Origin of the sequence: Paenibacillus sp. FSL P2-0121, assembly GCF_037975345.1 — a bacterium.
Classification (GTDB): domain Bacteria; phylum Bacillota; class Bacilli; order Paenibacillales; family Paenibacillaceae; genus Paenibacillus_AQ; species Paenibacillus_AQ odorifer.
The window spans coordinates 1,554,834-1,578,994 of record NZ_CP150245.1 but is presented as its reverse complement, the minus strand read 5'-3'; the positions used below and the strand labels follow the sequence as shown (position 1 = coordinate 1,578,994).

The window sequence follows — 24,161 nt, the reverse complement described above, 5'->3', positions numbered from 1 at the left end:
AATGTACTTCTACTATACTTAGAGGTGGCCTTGGCGTAAATTTATATAACATACGTTTGTATAGGAATATAAGAATCAGAACTTTTTTTGTGTGTAATGCACTAATTGGTTTTCGGAAGGTGAGTTGCGTGTCATATTATATGACCAAAGGTGGAAAAGGAACACTGTTTCAGATTACTTTCCACACTATTCTTTACTTCACGTTCCATTTCTCAGAATCCATTGCTCCTGAATCTCACCAAAATCTTCTTTTGTATCTGCGTCCATGAAATAATGGGCAGACTCAGATTCCAGAACAATCCCCTTATAATCAGGTGAACGCAATATCCCCGCCGCTCCTCGATCTCCATCTAATCCCTGTAGTGCTGGAAACAACGTCTTCGAGAACAAAGCCGGGGGCATAGCCGACCCATTGCTGACGCTAGCGACATAGTCCATCTCCGGAGATTGTTCAAACGTTTGTATTAGACGATTCACTAATGCTGTAGTAATAAATGGCTGATCCGCAAGCGCCACAACTACTGCATCGGGCTGTAAAGGTAATACCGCATTAAGGCCGCAGCGCAGTGAAAAAGACAATCCTAGATGTGCGGTTAAGCAAGTTTCGGTACGTCTGGAGCCTTGCGGCTCAATCGCGGGTGGCAGCCATTCCAAGTTGTCATCCGCACGCACTACCACGATTAGCGGTTCTAGATTGCAACGATCCAATTCACTAAGCGCGACGCTCCCGAGTGAGACCTCCTGCGACAATTTCAGTGAAACCTTGGACACGCCCATCCGCCTGCTCTGCCCCGCTGCCAAATATATTCCTGCTACCTTCAATACTATCCGCTCCTTTGGGCAGCTCTCGTGAGCCCACCCTTCTAATTTGAATAATTTCTGCTATAATACTGACCGCAATCTCCTCCGGACCTTCTCCTCCAATCGGCAACCCTACAGGTGCATGCAAAGATGCAGGAGCCTCAAACCCTTCCAGTAAAAGAGATATTCGCGCCTTCGAACCGATAATCCCTATATATAGAGGAGCAAGCGGAATCACACTCTCCAGGAACTGTCTATCCCGCCCAAGTTGATGACTGCAAATCAATACATAATCCTCTCGAACTACGCCCAATCGCTGAACAACCTCCATAGGGGAACAAATTACTTGTTCAGCTCGAGGAAACTTATTGTGCAAGCTTCCTTCGCGCCAATCCGCAACCGCAACCCGAAAGCCAACTCTGTCAGCAAGTTCCGCAATTGGAACCACATCACGTCCCCCGCCAAAAATCACAAGCCGCGGTCTAGGCACGAAAGACGTATGGAATGCTGTCAATTCTGCTGGAGCGGCCATAAAGCGACCTGCCGCTAGGTTTTCTTTTGCCGAGTGGGATAATTTCGGATGTTTCTTGCTCTGCGGCAGTACAAGGTCTGGATCCAGCTCCAGCTTATAGGCAAAACCTTTCTCCAATGCTTCGCGGAACAGAATTAGCTTCTCTCCCCTAGCCAATCTGTCACTCGCCTGCACTAAAAGCTTGTAGAGCTGACCCTGCACGGGTTCAAGCACTACTTTGATTTTGCCTCCACAGCCGACAACCTCACCCCAGGACAGATCATCCAGAGACAGCATGTTGTATTCCACAATTTCGGGCAACCCTCGTTCCCAGATTTCAGAAGTTCGCAGCTGCAGATCGTTTTCCAGACAACCTGGACTCAGGCTCCCAATCGTACCTCCTTCAAAAAACAACATCACCGCTCCGGCTTTACGATACGAGTGTCCCTCCACCTCTATTAGCGTTGCCAGCACCGCAGGCGCCTGATGGGTTTGAATATGCATTGCGATCTCATGTGTATTCACGAGGTTCCCCTCCTCCGTGTTTGCATTTCAACCCAGAACTTAGAACTTAGACCTTAGTCCCGTCCGAGCATCCTCCGAAACATGAATACTAACTTCAACCTCATGAGATCATTTATTTTTTTAAAATCGACGTCCAGCAGCTCACTAAGCTTCTCAATCCGGTAGGTAGCCGTGTTTCGATGAATAAACAGTTTCTTAGCCGTCTCATTAACATGACCATCGTTCTCTAGATAAACTTCCAGCGTCCGCAGCATTTCCCTGACATACTCCGGTTCTCGGCTAAGCAACCCTCTTAGACTTCCATTACAATATTTCTCCATAACCTCTGCCGGAATTTGCCCGAGCAGCAGGTTAAACTCAAGCTGCCGGTAATGCACAACACTCCCTTTTACTCCCCCGCCCTGAAGCATTCCCATACAATCCTTTACCTCGGCAAAAGCCTCCTTCAGCCCCTCCGGCTTCGCTTTACAACTGCTTATCGCAGCTCGCGGATAATATCCCTTATCAAACTTCATGTTGTCAAAACAAAGCTGGATTAGATCCCGAAATTGTTCAGGACGCTGACGATCTCCCGGATATATAGACAAAAGTCCTTGATCTATGATCACATGAATTCCCTTTACTTCCCGCAGCCTGGGATGTTCAAGATATTCTTCTTTTAGCCTGAGTAGCTCCCCTTGGCGTTCTTCCCCAGTCGCAGCTGTATCGGTCAATAAGAGACAAAATGGTGATTGAAGCAGCTCAATCTCCAAATCGAGAGCAGCCTGCGCCAAATCTGTGTAAGATAAATTACCACTCAAACAACGTCTCAGCAATCCGCTAAACTCCCTGTGTTCTGCCTGTTCAAAATAATCTTCGTATCCTGAATGAATATGATATGAAATAAGTTCAGCTCCCTGAACGAACAAACTTTCTTCCATTGGGAGCAATAAAGGGTCGATGGCACAAAACAATAGATATCCGGAACACTTCTCTCCTTGCAAAAGTGGCGTACGGTAGCTCACATGATCTCCCACACGAAAGCGCTGATTCCGTTTCTGCCATGGCCACCCCTCCAGCAGCTCTGAAGGATGGTATTCAGAGTTGTTGTAGATCACATCCCCCCGTGCGCTAACCACCACAAGTGAATGGCCAATCACTTCAGACACCGAGTCAAACAACGGACGGCTGCGGACAGATCTTAAGGCGAATTGCATCAGCTTTTTCTGCTTCTCCATAATGCTCTGCAGAACGTGAGTGCTGCGGCTAAGCTCGGCGCGAAACAGACCATTCATCTGATCCGAAAAAGTAAACTCGAACGGCAGTTGGATTAGAGGGAAGTTAAGACTCTCCGCTTCTGCGACCAGTTGCTCTGGTACTTCATCCCAAAACCGCCCCAGCTTAATGCCCAAGGCCGAAGATCCCCGGCGATTTAAAGTCTGCAGCAAGGCAGAGGCTTCCTCCATATTGTCCTTTATCAAATAGGCTGTCGTTAGCAGCATCTCGCCTTCTTTGATCCAATCCGAGATATCGGGGGCATCCATTACATTAATTGACTTCACAATTCGATGTTTCCCTTTAGACCCAGCGATAAGCTTCGCCTCGGACAAAGGATAAATGGACAACGCTTCTTCAACCGTAAGATGCATGCCACCCCTCCTTATTAGGATCAATAGAACCATTTTAATTATAATGTTATTTTATGTAACATTATAATTAAAATGAACCGTGTTGAATAGAGGAAAGTTAAAATTTCATGATTGTATGTAAATAAACTTAACACAAAATGAACATAAATGATGAATTATGAATTATGAATTATGAATTATGAATTATGAATTATTGAACTTTAGCTCATATCGTTCATGTGAACTATATAAGGGGATCGGAAAATAGTAGGTGGAGTTGAGGGAGGGCTTTCGAGTAAAACAAGTTTTTACGGGTTCAACATGGGAGTTGATGGGAGGGTATTCTCGGGCCATTCGCATTGGCCATCGGATCGAAGTCGCAGGCACACCAGCGCTGCAAGACGGGGAATTGATCGGTGGAGGAGATCCATACGAGTAGAGATAATACCACTCCACTATAGCTGTGGCGGAGGTACAAGCGCTTATAGATCTACTGCTGCTGGTAGAAGTGGAGGGCTTTTTTGCCCTTCTTTTTGGCTGTTTGGCCGAAATCGCCGAGGTGAAAGGCATTTTTGCCCTTCTTTTTGGCTATTCGGCCGGAATTGCCGAGGTGTGAGGCTTTTTTGCCCTTCTTTTTGGCTGTTTGGCCGAAACTGCCGAGATGAAGGGCACTTCTGCCCTTCTTTCCAGCTATCCAGCCGAAATTGCTGAGGTGAAGGGCACTTTTGCCCTTTTTTTTGGCTACATAGGCGTCTTCGCCACATTCTGCGGGATTTATACCGTTCTTTTAGCTTCTTTAGCCATTCCCCTAGATTCTGCGGGATTTATACTGTACTTTTAGTTACTTGAGCCATTTCCCCGACTTCTACGGGATTTATCCCGTTCTTTTTAGTTACTTGTGCCACTTCCCCGACTTCTACGGGATTTATACCGTTCTTTTTAGTTACTTAAGCCACTTTCCTAGATTCTACGGGATTTATACCGTTCTTTTTAGTTACTTAAGCCACTTTCCTAGATTCTACGGGATTTATACTGTACTTTTTAGTTACTTGAGCCATTTCCCCGACTTCTACGGGATTTATACCGTTCTTTTTAGCTTCTTTAGCCATTTCTCCGATTTCTGCGGGATTTATACCGTTCTTTTCTCTCCAGCGACGTATTCACTTAATTCCACTGGTCTTACACCACACAATCGAGCGCTGAATTTATCTTTTTCACACTACTGCCCCACTATTGAGCTAACTCCAACTACCTCAGTATTAAAAGCAACTCCACTAGGCTCCCCGGTGTCAATAAAACTAAAAGCAGGAGGGAATGACATGTGCATTTCGTTAATTTGTGAATGAATAAGTGAGTGTGGCGTTAGAGTGTATTGCTAGAATGTAATCCAAGAGTGTATTCCTAGAGTGTATTCCAAAAGTGTATTCCAAGAGTGTACTCCAAGAGTGTATTCCAAGAGTGTACTCCAAGAGTATATTCTTAGAGTGTATTCCAAGAGTGTACTCCTAGAGTGTATTTCTAGAGTGTATTCCTAGAGGGTAATGGAGGAGTACCGGTTAACAGTAACTAGAAAAGTATCATCAAGATATGTTGTTCAGTACCTTCAGTCTGTTTAGTATCGCTTTTTCAAGGCCGCTATACCCAGCTTCTCAGGACTGCTGCCACACTTCATTTACCCAAGAGAGTAACCGGAGATCCTGACCATGTCCGGCAATAACGGATAATCCCAGTGGCAATCCACTTGTGGAGAGCATAGGTATTGTTACCTGAGGCAAACCCGCCAACCCTGCTATGCAACTCAACATCATCGCACCGCTACGATTCTCCTCCAATTGGCGCAAATCCCCTCCACGCAGCGGCGCTGGTCCCGGAACTGTCGGAATCACAAGACAATTGTCCTCACCTAGCAGCAAGCGCATCTGATTAGAAATCTCTTTTTGCTTACATTTCGCAACACTATGATCCTCTTCCGCCAAACTAGCAGCCCACGAGAATCGCGCTGCAATATCAGGTCCAAAGACTGGTTTCTCGTTCTCAATCCAAGCGCCATGAGTTTCCCAAATTTCATTCCCCTGCAATTCTCTAAAAACATCCATCCAGACCTTTAAACCCTCCAAAGCAATCTCTATCTCCATGAGATGATCTGCCCCTGATCGCAAACACCTTAATCCCTCCGATAAAATAGCTGCATTCTCCAGATTAACCAAAGCCCAGCAGTCAGTAGCAACAAATAAAGTACCCATTTTGTTTTTGTCTTCTATTATCTTTTTTACCTTGTTCTCCGGGCCAATCTCTAAAATTTTCTCCGTACTCTTCTCAGCACTCTTCTCAATACGTTTCTCCAAAATCGTTTCTAAACTTTCCTTCTGGCTCTTTTCTAAATTATTTTTATCAGTCTTCACCATGTCTCCCTCTAAGTTGTTCTCTAAATTTTCCAATACATTCTTCTCTATGCTCTTCCCTACAGTTTCCTCTATACTACTTTCTATTTTCTTCGCCGTCTTCACAGATGTACTCCCAGCCACAAGCAACACTTCCCCTACCTGCTGGAGCACATCCAAACGATCTGACATCCAGCCAATGGTATCAAAAGCCGGAGATAATGGAATAACACCTTGGAAATCCACAGCTCCATGCGTTGGTCGAAAGCCATATACTCCGCAATAGGAGGAAGGTACTCGAATTGAGCCACCAGTGTCCGTACCGAGCGCAAAATCAACACTATCAGAAGCTACCGCTACTGCCGAACCACTTGAAGATCCGCCCGGGATACGACCTACAGCACGCGGATTAATCGGCGTTCCAAAATGATGGTTCTCGCCGCCCAGACTATACATCAGCTCATCCGTATGGGCAGCACCACGAAGTGTAGCACCCGACAACAGTAAACGATGTACAGCCACCGCATGCTCCGTGGACGGATGGTGGCTATGCAGCCAATCAGGATTACCTGCAGAAGAGCTGTGTCCAGCTACAGCGAATACATCTTTTACTGCAAAGGTCAGTCCATCCAATATCCCGCTACCTAAACTCTCAACCGTAAGCTCAGGATCTATAAACGCACCATACCGATTATCCAAAACCATAATTACTCCTCCTCCCTTCACCATTACTATCACAATCCCTCTAGTAGCCTTTCAGATCCGTCACCTTTTCTCCTACGATTCCTTCAGAGTCCTTCCGGCCGCTCCATCATTCCTATACTTACCACCCAATCGCCGCACCATCGCAGCGCGGGTCCGTTCCCCCACTGCGGTATCCATTGTCATCTATCGAAATCACATGAGCGTGCCCCATAACCCCATCGTAGTCATCTACTTTCCGGACAATATGACCGGCTGCGGCCAAATCCGCCAGCACCTCATCAGCTACCCTACTCTCCACCTTCAGTTCTTGCGTAGGCTCTCCCCACGTTCTCCCCCACACAAAACGTGGCTCATTCACAGCTTTTTGTGGATTCATGCCATAATGCAGCATCCTTGTGAGCAGCAGAGTTTGAGTCTGTGGTTGACCTTCGCCACCTTGCGTCCCATACAAAATCACAGGTTTGCCCTCGCGGCAGGCCATCGCTGGCATCAGTGTGTGGAAGCTGCGCTTATGCGGCTCAAGCGTATTGATATGCCCGGGATCCAGCGAAAAAAACGAACCTCGATTCTGCAGCAAAATCCCCGTATCCCCAGCGATCACGCCCGAACCAAATTCAAAATACAGACTCTGAATAAAAGAGACCGCATTCCCGTCTTCATCCACAACTGCAGCATAAGCTGTATCACTGCCGATAGGCTGACTTGTCAGTTGTGTAGCTTTTTGCATCGAAATCGCAGATGCTAATTGTCCTGCATAACGTTTTTCCAGCAGCTGCTCCAAAGGTATAGCACTAAAATCCGGATCCGTAAGCACCCTATCCCGATCGTGGAAGCTTAACTTCAACGCTTCAACAAGCAGGTGATAATATTCATACGATCCATGCTCGATTGCTTCAAAATTGAAATACTCCAACATATTAAGACTCATTAGTCCTGTGAAACCTTGAGAGTTAGGCGGCACTTGGTACACCGTATGCCCGTGATAATCCGTATGAAGCGGCTCGCCCCACTCGCCCTGATGATCCGCAAAGTCATCCCGAGTCAGATACCCGCCAGATGCCAGCATAAAGTCACAGATGTCCTCCGCAATCTTCCCCTTATAAAAAGCATCCCGCCCACCCGCCGCCAATGTCCGCAGGGTGGCCGCCAGCTGTTTTTGCTGGAATCGCGATCCAGCACAAGGAATCACGCCGCCTGGCGTGTAAATCGCTGCCGCCTCCGGTGACAGCGCAGAGCCCGCAACAGCCGTGTTATTCCGCTGATCCGGCGACAGCGGAAACCCCTCCAAAGCGTAACCAACGGCAGGCTCCAGTACTTCCGCCAGCGTAAAGCGGCCATACTTACTCAGTATGGCATCCCAACTGTCCGCCATCCCCGGCACCGTAATGGCGCTGCGAATCCCCCGCCGCGGGATGAAAGCTTCCCCGGCGTAGCTGCTTCTGCGGACTCCGTACCCGGAGCGCCCGCTTCCGTTATAGGCCCGAACACGCGCCTCTTGCGTGTTATAGGTCAACCAAAAGGAATCTCCGCCTAGCCCCGTCATATGTGGATATACTACAGCTAATGTCGCACTGATCGCCACCGCTGCATCAAAGGCATTCCCCCCTTTTTCCAGCATACGTGCACCAGCAGCCGAGGCTAAATAATGGGGGCTAACTACCATAGTTTTTGTGCCTATTACGGGTTTCTCCGCCATGTCCCATCCCCCTATGTTTTACGGGTTTTTCCGCCATGCCTATCCCTCTACGTTTTACGGGTTTCTCCCCTCCACCATGCCCATCCCCCTATGTTTTACGAGTTTCTCCGCCATGTCCCAACTCCTTATTTTTTGCGGCGGGATTCTTCAACATATTCAATCTCCTATATTCTGCGGCAGGTTCCTCTGCGAGCCCCCTATAACTTCTGGTTTAATTAGTGTCATTTAACATTACACGAAAATCCTTTGTCAATCGGTTACGCTGAAACGCAAAATAAACCTCTTCTTTTTGTGAGCTATGCACAAATAAGAGGTCCTCTTTGTTTAACCTTGTAGATTCACGCCTACGAATATTATAAAATCATTTTAATTACATGGAGCTGCATACACCCATGGCGTACTACCGTGACCTTTTGCCGCCATATAGCTACCTATCTCGAATATGTCTAGTCACCTTTTGCCGCCATATAGCTGCCTATCTCGGTTATGTATTGTGGCTCTGCCTATCTCAGATATGTCTAACTGCATCTAACCTTAGTAATCTTAGCCACTTTTACTTAGGGGGGCTTGTGCTTTGGAACACCAAATAAACAATTTATTTTAAAATATATTGCGATAACACGGCCTGCACCTCGTAAATATTTACGGATTTATTGAAGGTCTTCTTCACCGGAAGCGTGCTGCTGGAAATGTAGATACATAGCTCCGCATCCAGATCAAAATGCCCTGCCGTCTCCACGGAATAATGCGAGATGCTTTTGTAAGGGATCGAATGATATTCTGTTTTTTTGCCCGTCAGACCTTGTTTATCCACCAAAATAAGCCGCTTGTCCGTAAAAATGAACATATCTCTAATCAGCTTATAGGCGCGTTCAATTTTCTCCTGAGGGGCAAGAATTTGTGCGTATTCCCGCTGGACCTCCGTAAGATTCACTTGCGATGCATTGCCCATTAACCCGTCAAAAAGTGCCATATCTCTTCCTCTTTTCATCCGTTAAATTTAGCCACTTGCCCCCCACTATAGAACCATATTATTCTATTTTTTATATTCTATGCTGTGTAAAAATACTCTCTGACATCTTTTTACTTGCTTATTTTTTGATTTTTGATTACACTGTCATTAAATTTACTAAGAGAGGGGTGTGGAAGGAATGGATCACAATTGGACCAACAGTGTTATGAGTCGGCTACCTAAAGCGATAGCTGGCATTGCTCATGTAAATGGCGATAACGGGAGAAGTCTGTCCATTTGTATGAATTTAATAACACTACACAATTGTGAAATGCCTTTCCTGCCATCACCCGGACGGATCAGTTAACCGGAGAATGATAAGGCCGTGGGGAAATTTCCCTACGGTTTTTTTTATGGTTTTTTACAGGATTTCGGAGCCATTTAGGGTACTGGCGGTGCGAAGGGCATTCTTAAAGGAGAATATATATGATCATCCAATGCCAAAATGTTCAAAAATACCACGGGGCACAGCTCGTGCTGAATAGCATTACCTTCGATATCCGCCAAGGGGAAAAAATTGGCCTGATCGGCCGCAACGGTTGTGGCAAAACGACACTATTCCACCTGCTGAACGGGGAAGAACGTCCCGATGAAGGGCAAATCTCAATACGCAAAGGTAGCGTAGTAGGCCTGCTGGCTCAAATACAAGAAGTTAGCGAAAAAGAAACCGTATATGATGTTCTACAGCGCAGCTTTGCTGAACCTTTGCAATGGCAGCACCGCCTGCGGGAGCTTGAGCTGGAAATGTCCAGCTTTAACAGCGGAACGGATGAAACCCTCTGGAATCGGCTGTTAAAAGAATATGGCAGCTTGCAGGATAAGTTCGAGGCCGCCGGAGGTTACGAGATCGAATCCTCTATTCAGCGCGTAGCCTCGGGTCTCGGGATCGGAACCGGACAATACAGCCGACTGTTCGCCTCTCTTTCAGGAGGAGAAAAAACAAAAGTCGGACTTGCGGAGCTGCTGCTGCGCCGTCCAGACATCCTTCTACTGGATGAACCAACCAATCATCTCGATATGAATGCCATCGAATGGTTGGAGCAATTTTTACAGAGTTATGATGGAACAGTGCTGGCGATCTCCCATGACCGATACTTTCTGGACGCTGTAGTCAAGAAAGTCATCGAGATTGAAGATGGCGAGGCTTTTACCTTCCACACCAACTACAGCGGCTATCAAGTGGAGAAGGAAACACGACTTCTTCAACAATTTGCTGATTATCAAGAGCAGCAGAAAAAAATAAAACAAATGCAGGAAAGCATCAAACGTCTCATTGAATTTGGCAATCGCGGGACTCCTCCTAACCCTTCCTTTTACCGGAGAGCAGCATCCATGCAAAAAGCACTGGATCGTATGGTGAAGGTTAAACGTCCCATTCTGGAGCGCAAATCAATGGATTTGCAGCTACAGCAAAATGACCGTTCCGGTAATCAGGTTGTCATTTTGGAGGATATCGGAAAAGCATATGGTCAGCGAAGCCTTTTCACAGAGGCAAACGAAGTGCTTCGCTACGGAGAGACTACGGCACTCATCGGCGGTAACGGGGCAGGTAAAAGTACACTTTTAAGAATTATTTTAGGGCAGGAAACCCCGGACAGCGGAAGCTGTACACTCGGTTCAAGAACTGTGGTCGGCTACCTCGCACAAGAGGCTGTTCCGGAAAATAACAAACAGTCTGTACTCCGCTACTTCCGCGAAGAAGCTGGACTTGAAGAAGGTGAAGCTCGCGGGCAGCTTGCACGTTTCCTATTCTATGGTCCCGATGTATTCAAAGACATTACGAATCTGTCCGGTGGTGAATGGACCCGCCTGCGTTTCGCTGTACTAATGCATCGCAAGCCAAACCTGCTGATTCTCGATGAGCCGACCAATCATCTGGACATAGATTCTCGTGAAGCACTCGAAGAAGCATTAGAGGAGTTTCCAGGCACAGTTCTGGCGGTATCTCATGACCGTTATTTCATCAATCGTCTATTTCACAAACTATGGTCCATTGAAGACGGGCGGTTTGGAGTGTTCAACGGAAACTATGAATATTACAAGGAAAAACAAGCTGAAAAAGCATTATTAGCTCCCTCTTTTGCGGATCAAGCTAAACCTTTCTCTGCAGAACGAACAAGTTCAGGCTCTGATAAGCCTCAATCTAACAATTCAGGGAAAGAAACCAACGCTAAATTCTCCAGTTCCCGTAGGAAAAACACCACCTTCGACTGGGAAACGGCCATTGCAGAGGTAGAGAAACGCCTTGGCGTGATCGATGCCAAGATGTTAGAGCCCCTGATCAGCAGCGATGCAGTTGAACTTGCTGAACTGCAACAAGAACGTGATGCGATACAGGAACAGTTGGATGAGCTCTATACAGGATGGATGGAGACAACTGATCTATAAATTGATCTATAAGGAGATGAGCATATGAGCAACAAAGAGAAAATTAAGTTGTTATGGAAAGAATATACCCAGCTTCATCCACAAAAAGCGGATAAATATGACGCCTGGGCCTTTGGTGACAGTCCCCAGATGGCCGATAAACTGCTCGATCTGGTGATTCGTGGGATCAAGACAGGAACTGCTTCAAATTATGATATATTTGAAACTTGTGACGAGACGTTTCCGCAAGTTGGCGGGCACAGTATCGTGCTGGATGGTTCTGGTGATCCGCAGGCAATAATTATTACTACAGAGGTACAAATTATACCTTTTGATGAGGTTAGCGCTGAGTTTGCCTATACTGAAGGAGAGGGTGACCGGACGCTTAAGTCATGGCGTCATGATCATGAGCAGTTCTTCACCCGAGAATCCTTAAAATTCTTAAACAAACCCTTTGATCCAAAGATGAAAGTTGTTTGTGAGAATTTTAAAGTGGTATATACAAAAGGCTAAGATCTTCAGAAAACGCAAAAGGCTGTCTCTTCCACAAGGAAGGGACAGCCTTTTGTGTATACTATAAATTCAACAGAATTAGATCCTCATTAATTTATGGTTTAGTGCCAAAATCCCAAAATCCAGCCAATAACAGAGATCCATAACGGAATGCTGATTAAGATACCCCAAACCAGCCCAGTGGCAATATTGCCTTCTGCAGGACGCACCACATTTTCCTGTTTCAATGGAATGCTCAATTCTTCTTGTTCCATGCGATCCCCTCCTAAAATATCTTATCGTCACAGTAGAGGAAAAAATGTAGACCGCTCGACCCAAAAAATTAAAATTTTGAATTTTGGTAGATATAAAGGCTCAGCGGCCAAACCGTTGTAAGTGCTTACATATTAGATATTAACCAAATTTTGAATAATTAAAAACTTAAATTTGCGGAAGTCATACAGTATATGCAGATTCTTAGTCCAATATTACTACTTTTTCCGGATTTCGTAAATATTCAAACATCGTCCGAATCTGTGCCTCTGTATTCCGCTCTGCTGAGAGCTCAGGCAGCTTATCTTCTGCAAAAAAAGAAACTTCGCTTGTCTCTACCCCTTCCATTGCCTCTCCGCCCACAATGCGGCATAAAATAAAGAACTTATACACGTGATAAGGCTCCGGTGGATGGTTATGAAATTTCTTATCTAATACAGCCAGTAAGCGAACTGCTTCTGCCTCAAAACCCGATTCCTCTTTGATTTCTTTCACAACAACCTCACTCGGGGACAGTCCAATGTCTCCCCAACCACCAGGAAGCGCCCAATTCCCGTCCAACTTCTCGCGAACAAGTAGAATTTCATCCTCCCGGAATACAACACCACGGACATCAACTTTTGGAGTAGCATAACCCCCTTCACCCGCAAAGGAGAGTCTAATTCTCTCCTTGCTTTCGAAGGTATAATTAGCGAGGATATCTACACTGAGCTCCCGCAAAGCTTGATACCGTTCTATATCATAAACATCCTTAGCATAAGTTAATCCAGTCTGTGCGATGGCCTGAATTTCTTTGGCCCACGTTAACCATTTCTGCTCCATTGCTGCACCCCTTTTTCGGTACCTTGATTAGGATTACTGGCAAAGCATTAAATGACGCGAGAAGGCTCCTTTTTTAGCTTCACAACGGTCTATGATTGTAAATCCAGCTTCAGTGATCATCTCGTCCATCGGTTCAATCGCAACGATAACCACCCGATCTGCAATCCGTCGCGCATTCACTAGAATCGCGAACTGCTCCTCAGGTGTAATACTAGAATATAGATTATATGGCATATCTACAATGGCTACATCGTAATGATCAGTGATATCCGCAATATCCCCAAGCGTTACCTCACTGGTGAATCCAAAATGGGCAATATTTGTTCTCGCACCGGTAGCAATCATAGGGTTAATATCACGTCCAACCATGTCGATTCCCATTGACAAGGCTTCTACCATTACAGTTCCAATACCACAGCAAGGATCTATAGCACGTATACCTTCAGGATTCGGAATAGCCATATTAACCGCGGCACGGGCAACACGTGTACTAAGCGCGATAGAATAGCTGCGTGGCTTCTTCATTTGGCGGAACCAAGTTGCCTTGTTTTTATGATAAGATCCGAAGTACCAGCGTCCACCCAGCGTAACAATGCCGTATACCAGCTCCGGATGGTTAACATCCGCTTCTCCTTCAATCCGCAACCCAATTTCCCGCTCGATCACTCTGCGCTCATCATACTCTATTTTGTCTGCAGGGCCCAGATCGTTGGTCTTCACAAAAATAACCTTAAACGTCTTGCCGCCAAGCTCCACCTGCTCCGTTTGATCATAAATCTCAGGCAGACTATCCCCTTCATACATTACATCTATCCGCTCTTTAATGAAGGGACTGCGGCTGACATCCACTTCAACCTCACTCTTAAAAAGAGCAGTCGGCACCTGCTCGCCAAAAAGACATCGCAGCTCCATCTGACACAGCGATAATTCGTCCTCTGAACAGGTGTAAGTATAAATAAATGTGTTTGTTCCACTTTCCGTATGCAATATAATCCATCCTCTATCCCAGTGAATTGTTCTGCTGTCTTGTTACTCCTGTGTATCGTGCTGGTGGTCATAATCTATACGCGCTTTGGCGATCTTCCCATTGTTTTTGTTGACCCAGTCCACAAGCGAGGTTAAAGGTCCCAACAATGATTCTCCTATGCTCGTCAGACCGTATTCCACAGTCAGTGGGACTGTAGGCGTCGCTTTACGCCAAACTAATCCATCCCGTTCCAAATGGCGCAGGGTCTGGGTCAGCATCCGTTGTGATATCCCTCCAGAGCGCCTTTGCAACTCTTTGAACCGCAAAGCTTCAGCACCTAAATTGACTATGATCAGTACACTCCATTTGTCTCCGACCCTGTCCAGAATCTGGCGGGTAATGGAGCAATCCTCCAGCATCGGCATGAACCGGGTGGGTTCTTCCTTTGAATGTTCCAACTGTGGTTACCTCCATGTAACTTAAGCATGTAATAGTGCCTTCTTGTCCCTCAAGCCTATTCAGCTTATCATGGTTACTGTTAGTAATCAACAACCGGAAAGGAACTAATAAATCATGAAAAAGACCATTGCCATCATGGGTGCTGGACCCGGCCTAGGACTCTCAATCGCCAAAAAATTCGGAGCCAACGGATTTCAAGTGGCATTAATCTCTCGAAATGAAGAGAAGCTGAACACCCTTGTTCAGGAACTGCAAGCACTAAATATCGAGGCTGCTGCTTTTCCTGCCGACGTATACAATAAAGAACAAGTAGCCACAGCCTTCGATAATATCAAGAAAAAATACGGCTTTATCGATGTGCTCGAATTCAGCCCGACAAGTGGAAATTACCCTCCTACTCCTGCTTCACAAGTAACCGAAGAAAATGCACAGGATGCCTTTCAGGCACTGGTTGTAGCCGCTATCCGCAGCGTAGCACAGGTATTGCCTGAGATGCTGGAGAAACGCAGCGGCGCACTGCTGTTCACAACCGGATTGTCCTCCGTCTATCCCATGCAGATGATGGGTAATGTTGGCATTGCGCTTAGCGGATTAAGAAACTACGCACTTAACCTGCATGCAGATTTGGCTCCACAAGGAATCTATGTAGGTCATTTAGCACTTGGTGTATTCATTAAACCCGGCACTGCTACAGATCCAGGACTCATCGCTGATGTTTGGTATGAGATGTATATGGACAAAAGCAAAACTGAGGATACTTTTCCCCAAGGTGTGACACCGGCTACAATCATCTGGTGAGAGGTTTGCCCCATCGCTTTTGATCCATAGTGAGTTCTCCAGTATAATGGTTCCTATAGAATGCTAAACAAGACGGTCACGCATGGCCAATAAGCTTATGCCCAGGCGCTTACAAAGCCGGTTTTGCGCAGCAAAACTTAAGGAGGTACATACTCACTATGTCATACGAAACTTATTTTTCAACCCACCGGGATGAACATCTCGAAGAACTAAAACAATGGCTCAGAATTCCAAGTATTTCTGCCTTATCTGAACATAAGGACGATGTACTGAAGGCAGCCCATTGGCTGACAGACACCCTGAAAAAAGCCGGACTTGAGAACATTGAGTTGCATCCGACAGCGGGACATCCCGTTATATATGCCGATTATCTTCATGCTCCAGGCAAACCAACCATTCTCGTGTATGGTCACTACGATGTACAACCAGTAGACCCATTAAACCTATGGACCACACCTCCATTTGAACCAGAGATTCGTGATGGCAAGCTTTATGCACGCGGAGCAACAGATGACAAAGGACAAGTATTCGTTCACCTCAAAGCCATTGAGGCGATCCTGAAACAAGAAGGTACTCTTCCTGTGAATCTCAAGCTTTGCATCGAAGGGGAAGAAGAAATCGGCAGTGTGAATCTGCCTCCGTTCCTTGAAGCCAATAAAGAAAAGCTCGCTGCGGATGCGGTGTTAGTCTCCGATACATCCCTATTGGAACGCGGTCGTCCTGCCATCTGCACTGGGCTACGTGGACTAGCTTCCCTTGAAGTTGATGTAACTACCGCTTTGACAGACCTGCACTCCGGTTCTTACGGCGGCGGTGTTCCGAATGCACTGCATGCCCTAGTATCTTTACTAAGCTCGCTTCATGACGACAAAGGACGTGTATCTGTAGACGGATTCTATGATGGTGTTCCTGAACTATCCCCAATGCTGCGGGAAGAATTCGTGAAGCAAGGTGTGAATGAAGATAAAATCCGCGAAGGTCTTGGATTGGAATCGTTATACGGGGAAGAAGGTTATTCCTTTGTAGAACGGATTGGCGCTCGTCCTACGCTTGAGCTTAACGGCGTATACGGCGGTTTCCAAGGGGAAGGCAGTAAGACGGTTATCCCTAAAGAAGCCCATGCGAAGATTACCTGCCGCCTAGTAGGCGATCAGGATCCACAGCATATCCTCGATGCCGTTGAAGCACATCTGAAGGCTAATATTCAGACCGGAGCGAAAGTGCATGTTAAGCAAATGGAGAAGGCACGTGCCTTTAACATCGATCCGTCGAATCCTATTCTGCAAACTGCAGCAGACGCATATGGCAAAGTATATGGAACCCGTGCCCTCTTCACCAAAGACGGCGGCTCCATTCCGATCATGGAGAGCTTCTCCCGTGTGCTGGAAGCACCTGTCGTTCTGATGGGCTTTGGTCTCGATGATGAGAACCTGCATGCACCGGATGAGCATTTCAACCTGGAGAACTTCGACAAGGGATTACTCACCATTGTTGAGTTCCTAAAGACTGTATAAGCTCCCTACAAACAATTAAAGCCAGGTTCCCTAAATTGGGAGCCTGGCTTTTTAGTATGCGGCCAAACAAAAGAGGATCATTGCTTAGTCCATTTATAAAACCACCATACCATTGCTATCACCATTATTATTAAAAGAAAAATCAGGCTTTTAACTGAGCTACTTATTATTAAAGGTCTTAAATAAGCGATCATTATCCGTCCCCCATATAGAATGAATATAAAAGAGATATAATCACCATATCACTTAATACAAAATATTGAAATAGCAGAGAAACTCTGTGCTTAATCACCATTATTATCCTTCATGTAATATCTCCAGCAACAAAAATAAGCAACGTTTCAATCGTCCCTGAGATATTCTCCACTTTGCCATGACCATAAGGATGAGCTTTATTCGCAGAGCGACTCGACCATCGGACCGAGAAAAAAGCAATCAACGAAGCAACTAAATCTAAGGAGGAGTGGATCGCTTCCGAGATAATTGCTACTGAACCTGTAAGTACTCCGACCATAAGCTTTAAAGAAACGATAAATGTATTGCTAAGTACAGATAGGAACGCAATCTTTGCACCATTCAAAAGTTTCACAACCTTTTCTTAAAAGTACGCTATATTAAAGTTTTTCCATTAGGCAAATAGCATAAACAAAAAAATCCCACCAACCATTAATAGGCTGATGGGATATAAAAAAACCCTTGCATCGCAAGGATTTGGAAGTTTGAATTTATGGAGCGGGTGATGGGAATCGAACCCACGCTATCAGCTTGGAAGGCTGAAGTTCTACCATTGAACTACACCCGCACTAGAAATTGAATACAAGAGATATTGTATCATCCCTACAAGTAAAAATCAACATTTTTTTAGTTTACAGGGAAGCGCCGAGGGGTGCCTTTTTTAAAAATATCGCCTCAAACTCTGCTGGTTGAATAGGTTTGCTGAACAGAAATCCTTGAGCTTCATGACAATGCTGCTCACGCAAAAACTGCAGCTGCTCCTTGTTCTCAACACCCTCAGCCGTAACCTTCAGCTTCAAATGATGCGCCATAGAAGTGATTGTAGAGACTATAGCAGCATTGTTGCTGTCCTCCATAACCTCTGATACGAACGACCTGTCGATTTTCAATCTGTCGATCGGCATGTTCTTTAGATAATGCAGGGAGCTGTAGCCTGTACCAAAATCATCAATACTGATGAAGACACCAAGCTCTTTCAGACGTTTCAGCTGATCAAAGGCTGTTTCTTTATCCAAGGTCATACTCTCAGTAATCTCAAGGTCGACATAACATGGATCTAATCCAATGTCGGTTAAGATGGTATGAATCCTCCCTGCTAGATTAGGCTGAAGGAATTGCCGCATAGATAGGTTGATGGAGACGCAAATCGGCACATAGCCGGCCAGCTGCCATTTTTTATTCTGCAGACAAGCTGTTTTGAGTACCCATTCCCCAATCGGAACAATGAGTCCACTCTCCTCAGCTAACGGGATAAATTCCGCAGGAGAGACCAGACCACGTTTCGGATGATTCCAGCGGAGCAGAGCTTCCATTCCTACGATCTCTTCCGTCTCCAGCAAAACCTTTGGCTGATACACCAGAAAGAATTCATTGCGTTCAAGCGCTCTGCGGAGGTCATTTTCCAGCTTTAGACGTTCCTTTGCTTTCATCTGCATAGCTGGGATATACCGGCGAATCTCCACTCCCTGTTCCTTGGCATTATGTACAGCCGTATCAGCATTCTGAATCAGATGTTCCGCAGTTTCACCGTCACCGGGATAAATACTTAACCCCATACTAAGCGAAATATGGTACTCCCCCGACTCTAAGGCAATAGGTACCTCAAACAATCGATGCAGCTCCGTAGCTCGTACCAAACATTCTCCAAGACTTGCTCTCTCCATCATAAGAAAAGCGAACTCATCCGCCCCCATACTATAAAGCTCTTCAGTAGATTTGGCCTCATTCACAAGCCGCTCAGACACCAGCTTCAATAAATGGTCTCCGGCAAAATGGCCCAGGGAGTCATTTATATTCTTGAAATGATTAATATTCATAATAGCTAACGCTGAGAATTTATCGCTCGTTTTCTTCTCTCCAGCAATAATCATCTCTTCTACACGCTGCGTCAGACGACGTCTATTGGGAAGTCCCGTTAAATCATCATGATAGGCTAAATAATTGATCCGCTCCTCAGCCAACTGCTTTTCGTAAAAAGGTTCTTCAATCGTCAGACGATATACTCCGGTAAGCAGCAAGTAGTAAGCAACTCCGCTACACACCATTCCAAAAAGATCATCTATATTGCCACTACTGAATGGACTCATAAAAAAGGCTTGGCCCAAAGAGAAAAAGATAAGTGCTCGAATAATAATAAGCAGTGAGGCTGACTTTTCACTTTTTTCAGGAAATACAATAACTGCAACACCTGCCAAGTAAACAAAAAGAACTGCTAAATCAGCAATCTGCTTCAATGGATTCATCCAAGGCTTAGTTAATAACTGAGGCAATGCCGAGTGGCTGAAAATAAACAAAACAATGGAAAGCACAATCAACATGAAGGCTATTCTAAACAATTTTCTTTTTTCAGAGACAGACACGGGCTTATCTTCCCTGCTAAAAATAAACAACATTCCTAAACCGCTGATTAGTCGTGAGAGGGTTCGCAGCCACAACGATTCTTCAAAAGTTATGAATGATGAAATCAACGGGACGCCGACAAAACCCAGTGTATGCAAGAAATCAATAATACATATTCCACCAAAAAGAGCAGCGGCATATAATCTTCCTTTAGATAATCTGCTAGAGAAGAATAACCAGCCCTGTGCAAATATTGCAAATCCAAAAGCAACATTACAGCAGCCGACAATGAGATAGAGAGAAGAAATAATATCCCAATCGTCCAATCGGTTAAGCGATGTATGGAAAATTTGAATTAAAAGGAACAGCAAGGCGCCTACAGCAGCTGCTTGAATTGTCTTTTTCTCTTCTTGTCTCATAAGTCCCTCGCGTCTGAAAATAATATCTATTAATTAACATTCAAGTATAGTTATGTCCTATGTATAAATATCGGCGGGATAGGACTTTTAAGTTACATTTCTTTTATGGGCATTCAAAAGGAAGGCGCGTTTATAAGTTATATATTCATAAATCTTGCATAAATATAAACCATTTTCTGCTAGCAGGCAACCAAAAAAGCACTTCCCCCTACGAAAGGGTTCAGTGCTTCTAAGAAACTCAAGTTTATTTGTCACCAAAGGTTACTTCTGGTGTTGTAAGCTTATCAAAAAAATCAACGGATTTATCCTTGTCTGCAGATGCACGAAGTGCCATTGCTGAACGTGGATGCTCATCAAGTGTACCTGTGATCATATAAGGAATGATATAGCCCCACTCCTCTTTCTCACGCAAAGGAATCATCAGGCGTTCAATAATATCAAGCACAGGGCGCAAGGAGTAACGTGTTTTCTTCAAATGAGTTACTAACAGCTCTGTAGGGCAATTTCCTGCAGCTCGTCCCATTCCATAACAAGAAGCATCCAGTAACTCTACACCATTCTCAGCAGCAATCAACGTGTTGGAGAACGCCAACTGAAGATTATTGTGAGTATGTACGCCTAGACGTTTGTTTGGCAGATGTGTCTTGAACTTCTCAACCAGATAATTCATGTCATTGTGATCCAAGCTGCCGTATGAATCTACAATATATACCACATCAACAACGCTCTCACGGATCATTTCAAAAGCTTCCAACAATTCATTCTCCATAACATTAGACAAAGCCATAATGTTGATCGTTGTCTCATAGCCTAGATCATGGAAAGTTTGTACCAATTGCAGGGCTTTCTCTACATCTTTGCTGTAGCATGCCACACGAATCAAATCCAGCATACTTTCGCTGCGAGGCAAAATATCATTCTCATCCACGCGGCCGATATCAACCAAAGCAGATAGCTTGGTGTGACCTTTTTGCGGAATCACTTTACGCAGGAAATCATCGTCCAGAAAACGCCATGGTCCGGCACCCTCTGCTCCTTTGAGCAATTTTGGTGAATTTTTATAACCGATTTCCATATAATCAACACCAGCTTCATTCAAGCCGGCATATAAGTTTTGTACAAATTCCACACTAAAATCCCAGTTGTTCACTAGGCCCCCATCTCGGATGGTGCAGTCAACAATCTTACATTGATTAGTCTTCATAATTATCTCCCTTCAACTATTGCAATCATTATAACCGCGAATATAGCTTTACTATGCAATTTATATCGTATAATCATACTTTAATGAAGAATAAAATGTAAAGGAATTTCATCTTCTTCTCTTTAATGCTATTACCACATCGTGTCAGCGACAATGATCACAGTAAATAAGCCCTAAAAATGCTACATTACAAGAAAATCATTGAGATTGATTATCAGTCTCTTTTGGAGGGATAAAAATGGCTTCTACCTCTTGCTCATTACTGCGACTACAACCGGGTTCGACCGGATATATTCATAAAATAGAAGGAATCAACCCCATCCTGCGTCGTCGTCTGGCTGATCTTGGAGTGTCCGAGGGTGTGAGCATTCGCCTGAAAGGAAAAGGACCTTTTTTAGGACCTATTACCTTGGAATGCAATGGACAACTGTTCGCCATCCGCCGGAAGGAAGCTTCATTGATTGAGGTGAACGTGTCTTGAGTTCAATAGCACTTGTAGGTAACCCCAATACAGGTAAAACCTCTCTCTTCAATACATTGACCTCCTCATACGAATATGTTGGTAACTGGTCAGGGGTAACGGTAGAAAAGAAGATCGGCAGCCTGAAGAACGGCGCTGGCAAGCTCATTGATTTGCCGGGCATCTATTCCTTGCACCCACTCTCACGTGATGAGGGAGTTGCTGCCCAGTATTTAATAGAAGAATCTCCTGAAGCCTTAATTAATATCGTGGATGCTTCACAGCTGGAACGAAATCTGCTGCTCACGCTTCAATTACTTGAGTATGGCAAACCTACCTTACTCGGACTGAATATGATTGACGTCGCCAATGCACGTGGAATTCGCATCAATCATGAAGTCTTACAATCACGACTGGGTATAACTGTCCTCCCGCTTGTTGCAAGAACGGGAAAAGGCTGCGCACAAGTCCTCAGTATTTTAGAGAAATCCTCTGCGATTCCCGCTGTAAAGTTCAAGTTGAACTATGGTGAGATTGTAGAGCATGCGATATCTTCTATAGAAAAGGAATTACTTCCTATCAAGGACTTACCCAATCACCGCTGGATTGCTCTACAGCTTATGGAGCAGAATCCGGTTATTCTTCATTTTCTAAAGACACGTATGGACACCACCCGCCTGCTAAATATCTGTGAATCCTGTCAGAGTGAGCTACAGATCAAAAAGCTGGCCCTGACGCTCCCCCAATGGATTCGCTCACAGCGGATGGATTATATCCACTCCATTTGTGAGGTTGTACTTGATACAACAACGCAGAAGCCTCATAACTTAACAGAAAGATTAGATTCCATATTGACGCATCGTTTTCTAGGACTGCCCTTATTTATCTTCTTTATGTATGCTCTCTTTAAGACCACATTTGACTGGGTTGGCGGACCTCTATCAGATCTCCTCGATGGCCTGATCTCCGGACCGATTAGTGATGGAGCCAATTCCCTGCTACAGACGCTTGGAGCATCCAGCTTCACGCATGCCCTGATCGTCGATGGATTAATTAGCGGTGTAGGGGGCGTCCTCGTCTTTGTCCCGCAAATCTTCATTCTCTTCCTGATCATTTCCTTCTTGGAGGATTCAGGATACATGGCTCGGGTTTGCTTATTAATGGACAGCACGATGGAACGTATGGGACTAAACGGAAAAGCATTTATTCCATTCATCATTGGCTTCGGCTGCAATGTACCTGCCATAATGGCGGCGCGCAGCATCGAACAGCCCAAAGACCGAATGCTGACCACCTTGCTAATGCCACTGATGTCCTGTTCTGCGAGACTGCCTGTTTACGCTTTATTCGCAGCAGTATTTTTCCCGGCGCAAGAGGCCGTAGCAGTTCTGTCCATGTATGTGATGGGTATTGTGTTTGCGCTGATTCTTTGTAAGGTATTCTCTAAATATTTATTCAAAAATGAATCCTCAGTTTTCATGATCGAGCTTCCACCTTATCGTATGCCGCAGATCAAGACCTTATCGCGCAGCACTTGGGAAAAGGGCAAGGGGTTCCTGCGAAAAGCTGGAACTATTATTCTTGCAGGCTCAGCAATTATTTGGTTTATGTCTTATGCGGGTCCTGGCGGGTTTGATGTGGACATGGATCACAGCTTCCTGGCTAAGTTTGGAGGTATGATCGCACCGCTACTGGCACCGCTTGGTTTCGGAACATGGCAGGCTGGCTCTACATTGGTTCCGGGCTTTTTGGCAAAAGAGGTCGTAGTCTCTACCATGAATATCATCTATCATGCACCAGATGCTGCTGGTTTAGAAAATCAAATTTCTCAAGTCTTCACACCATTGAGTTCGATCAGCTTTATGGCCTTTATCCTGCTATATATTCCTTGTTTGGCTACTGTAGGGGTGATCAAAAAAGAAACAGCATCTTGGAAATGGACCTTCTTCTCCATGGGGTATTCTCTCGTTCTGGCGTATATCGTATCTTTAATTATTTTTCAAGGCGGACGGTTATTAGGATGGTCGTAGACTTGTAAATTATAAGATTCTCATGATGAAAGTGGGGTACCATTATGATAAATGTTGTGATTGTCGCCTTAATTTTCGGTTATTCTGGCTGGACCATCTATCGACATGTGCAAAAGGGGAAGCAGGGCGCTTGTGCAGGCTGTGATAAAGGAAAAAGCTGCTCGGCAGCATCGATGGATTCCCCTCTTTCTTGTTGTTCAACACCGGTTAACAACAAGAAGTAAGCTTGTAAAACGAGCAATAAATAGAGATTTATCGTTTAGCCTCCTTAACTAACGGGTATGTTTGTTATAAGCAACTACAGACAATACCAAGGAGGTAATTCCTATGAATACCAAAAAGACATTATTTACAACAGTCGCATTGGGAGCAGTATATTTACTGAAGAATAAGGGAACTCGCGATAAAATTATGAACGGCATTCAATCCTACACTTCCCAATCGAAGGCCAAAAAATCCAGTGGTACTGTTTAAGCTTCTGCTCTTGGATTTCAATAAAGGGGTGTTCCCTAAACCAGACTCTGGTTTAGGGAACACCCCTTGT

General features: G+C 45.1%; 22 protein-coding genes, 1 tRNA gene and 1 pseudogene. 10 read left to right on the top strand and 14 right to left on the bottom strand.

Features of this window, described 5'->3' with window-relative positions; genetic code table 11:
* Positions 1-198: 198 nt before the first annotated feature.
* The 3 genes from MKY54_RS07030 to MKY54_RS07020 are packed head-to-tail and all read right to left on the bottom strand — an operon-like array spanning position 199 to position 3,465.
* On the bottom strand, positions 199-771 hold the full coding sequence (locus tag MKY54_RS07030; protein WP_339189986.1) for an NTP transferase domain-containing protein: 573 nt from the start codon (positions 769-771) through the stop codon (positions 199-201).
* Positions 713-1,837, bottom strand: coding sequence for an XdhC family protein (locus MKY54_RS07025; RefSeq protein WP_339189985.1), 1,125 nt, complete (start codon positions 1,835-1,837; stop codon positions 713-715). The genes MKY54_RS07030 and MKY54_RS07025 overlap by 59 nt, the downstream gene beginning before the upstream one ends.
* Positions 1,838-1,890: 53 nt before the next feature.
* On the bottom strand, positions 1,891-3,465 hold the full coding sequence (locus MKY54_RS07020; RefSeq protein ID WP_339189983.1) for a PucR family transcriptional regulator: 1,575 nt from the start codon (positions 3,463-3,465) through the stop codon (positions 1,891-1,893).
* Between the two features lie 442 nt (positions 3,466-3,907).
* Between MKY54_RS07020 and MKY54_RS07015 the strand changes: the two genes are divergently transcribed.
* Together MKY54_RS07015 and MKY54_RS07010 are read left to right on the top strand one after the other, a co-directional pair.
* Complete coding sequence (locus MKY54_RS07015; protein WP_339189981.1) at positions 3,908-4,060, top strand: hypothetical protein; 153 nt, start codon at positions 3,908-3,910, stop codon at positions 4,058-4,060.
* 27 nt (positions 4,061-4,087) lie between these two features.
* Positions 4,088-4,285, top strand: coding sequence for a hypothetical protein (locus tag MKY54_RS07010; protein WP_076308051.1), 198 nt, complete (start codon positions 4,088-4,090; stop codon positions 4,283-4,285).
* An 808-nt stretch (positions 4,286-5,093) separates the two neighbouring features.
* On the opposite strand, the gene MKY54_RS07005 is transcribed toward MKY54_RS07010, so the two are convergent.
* The 3 genes from MKY54_RS07005 to MKY54_RS06995 all read right to left on the bottom strand — a co-directional run bounded on the left by MKY54_RS07005 (position 5,094) and on the right by MKY54_RS06995 (position 9,199).
* Positions 5,094-6,530, bottom strand: coding sequence for an amidase family protein (locus MKY54_RS07005; protein WP_339189979.1), 1,437 nt, complete (start codon positions 6,528-6,530; stop codon positions 5,094-5,096).
* A 118-nt stretch (positions 6,531-6,648) separates the two neighbouring features.
* Entirely contained in the window at positions 6,649-8,226 is a 1,578-nt protein-coding gene (ggt, locus tag MKY54_RS07000) for a gamma-glutamyltransferase (protein ID WP_339189977.1), read from the bottom strand.
* Between the two features lie 595 nt (positions 8,227-8,821).
* The gene (locus MKY54_RS06995; protein ID WP_036680049.1) at positions 8,822-9,199 is read right to left on the bottom strand and encodes a PH domain-containing protein; all 378 of its coding nucleotides are present in this window, start codon (positions 9,197-9,199) and stop codon (positions 8,822-8,824) included.
* Between the two features lie 465 nt (positions 9,200-9,664).
* Here MKY54_RS06995 and MKY54_RS06990 point away from each other — a divergent pair, with 465 nt between their 5' ends.
* Together MKY54_RS06990 and MKY54_RS06985 are read left to right on the top strand one after the other, a co-directional pair.
* Positions 9,665-11,626 carry an ABC-F family ATP-binding cassette domain-containing protein gene (locus MKY54_RS06990; protein WP_339189975.1) on the top strand — a complete coding sequence of 654 codons (1,962 nt, stop codon included), beginning with the start codon at positions 9,665-9,667 and terminating at the stop codon, positions 11,624-11,626.
* Positions 11,627-11,650: 24 nt separating this feature from the next.
* Complete coding sequence (locus MKY54_RS06985) at positions 11,651-12,118, top strand: ASCH domain-containing protein (RefSeq protein ID WP_076125460.1); 468 nt, start codon at positions 11,651-11,653, stop codon at positions 12,116-12,118.
* 101 nt (positions 12,119-12,219) lie between these two features.
* Here the strand turns inward: MKY54_RS06985 and MKY54_RS06980 are convergent, their stop codons facing one another.
* The 4 genes from MKY54_RS06980 to MKY54_RS06965 all read right to left on the bottom strand — a co-directional run bounded on the left by MKY54_RS06980 (position 12,220) and on the right by MKY54_RS06965 (position 14,617).
* Complete coding sequence (locus tag MKY54_RS06980) at positions 12,220-12,372, bottom strand: hypothetical protein (RefSeq protein WP_155288093.1); 153 nt, start codon at positions 12,370-12,372, stop codon at positions 12,220-12,222.
* Positions 12,373-12,574: 202 nt separating this feature from the next.
* On the bottom strand, positions 12,575-13,192 hold the full coding sequence (locus MKY54_RS06975) for an NUDIX hydrolase (RefSeq protein WP_076125462.1): 618 nt from the start codon (positions 13,190-13,192) through the stop codon (positions 12,575-12,577).
* 33 nt (positions 13,193-13,225) lie between these two features.
* Positions 13,226-14,179 carry an RNA methyltransferase gene (locus tag MKY54_RS06970; RefSeq protein WP_076125464.1) on the bottom strand — a complete coding sequence of 318 codons (954 nt, stop codon included), beginning with the start codon at positions 14,177-14,179 and terminating at the stop codon, positions 13,226-13,228.
* A gap of 42 nt (positions 14,180-14,221) precedes the next feature.
* Positions 14,222-14,617, bottom strand: a complete 396-nt coding sequence (locus MKY54_RS06965) for a helix-turn-helix domain-containing protein (protein WP_244886429.1) — start codon at positions 14,615-14,617, stop codon at positions 14,222-14,224.
* Between the two features lie 115 nt (positions 14,618-14,732).
* Here MKY54_RS06965 and MKY54_RS06960 point away from each other — a divergent pair, with 115 nt between their 5' ends.
* Positions 14,733-15,416: an SDR family NAD(P)-dependent oxidoreductase gene (locus MKY54_RS06960; protein ID WP_076282243.1), complete on the top strand. Its 684-nt coding sequence runs from the start codon at positions 14,733-14,735 to the stop codon at positions 15,414-15,416.
* 158 nt (positions 15,417-15,574) lie between these two features.
* Positions 15,575-16,930: a dipeptidase gene (locus MKY54_RS06955; RefSeq protein ID WP_036680069.1), complete on the top strand. Its 1,356-nt coding sequence runs from the start codon at positions 15,575-15,577 to the stop codon at positions 16,928-16,930.
* Between the two features lie 316 nt (positions 16,931-17,246).
* Here the strand turns inward: MKY54_RS06955 and MKY54_RS06950 are convergent.
* The 4 genes and pseudogenes from MKY54_RS06950 to MKY54_RS06935 form a co-directional block, all read right to left on the bottom strand.
* A pseudogene (locus MKY54_RS06950) lies at positions 17,247-17,510 on the bottom strand (cation diffusion facilitator family transporter); the annotation flags it as partial.
* A 148-nt stretch (positions 17,511-17,658) separates the two neighbouring features.
* Positions 17,659-17,732, bottom strand: a tRNA-Gly gene (locus tag MKY54_RS06945).
* A gap of 64 nt (positions 17,733-17,796) precedes the next feature.
* Positions 17,797-19,923, bottom strand: coding sequence for an EAL domain-containing protein (locus MKY54_RS06940; protein ID WP_076192986.1), 2,127 nt, complete (start codon positions 19,921-19,923; stop codon positions 17,797-17,799).
* A gap of 244 nt (positions 19,924-20,167) precedes the next feature.
* Positions 20,168-21,127 carry an aldolase catalytic domain-containing protein gene (locus tag MKY54_RS06935; protein WP_339189972.1) on the bottom strand — a complete coding sequence of 320 codons (960 nt, stop codon included), beginning with the start codon at positions 21,125-21,127 and terminating at the stop codon, positions 20,168-20,170.
* Between the two features lie 238 nt (positions 21,128-21,365).
* Here MKY54_RS06935 and MKY54_RS06930 point away from each other — a divergent pair, with 238 nt between their 5' ends.
* From MKY54_RS06930 to MKY54_RS06915, 4 genes are all read left to right on the top strand, one after another.
* Positions 21,366-21,608 carry a FeoA family protein gene (locus MKY54_RS06930; protein ID WP_036680093.1) on the top strand — a complete coding sequence of 81 codons (243 nt, stop codon included), beginning with the start codon at positions 21,366-21,368 and terminating at the stop codon, positions 21,606-21,608.
* Positions 21,605-23,617 (top strand): ferrous iron transport protein B, encoded by a 2,013-nt coding sequence (gene feoB / locus MKY54_RS06925; protein ID WP_036680095.1) that lies wholly within the window; start codon positions 21,605-21,607, stop codon positions 23,615-23,617. Before MKY54_RS06930 ends, feoB begins: the two co-directional genes overlap by 4 nt.
* A gap of 44 nt (positions 23,618-23,661) precedes the next feature.
* Positions 23,662-23,841 carry a FeoB-associated Cys-rich membrane protein gene (locus MKY54_RS06920; protein WP_038569228.1) on the top strand — a complete coding sequence of 60 codons (180 nt, stop codon included), beginning with the start codon at positions 23,662-23,664 and terminating at the stop codon, positions 23,839-23,841.
* Positions 23,842-23,944: 103 nt separating this feature from the next.
* Positions 23,945-24,091 carry a hypothetical protein gene (locus MKY54_RS06915; RefSeq protein ID WP_172628785.1) on the top strand — a complete coding sequence of 49 codons (147 nt, stop codon included), beginning with the start codon at positions 23,945-23,947 and terminating at the stop codon, positions 24,089-24,091.
* Positions 24,092-24,161: the final 70 nt, after the last annotated feature.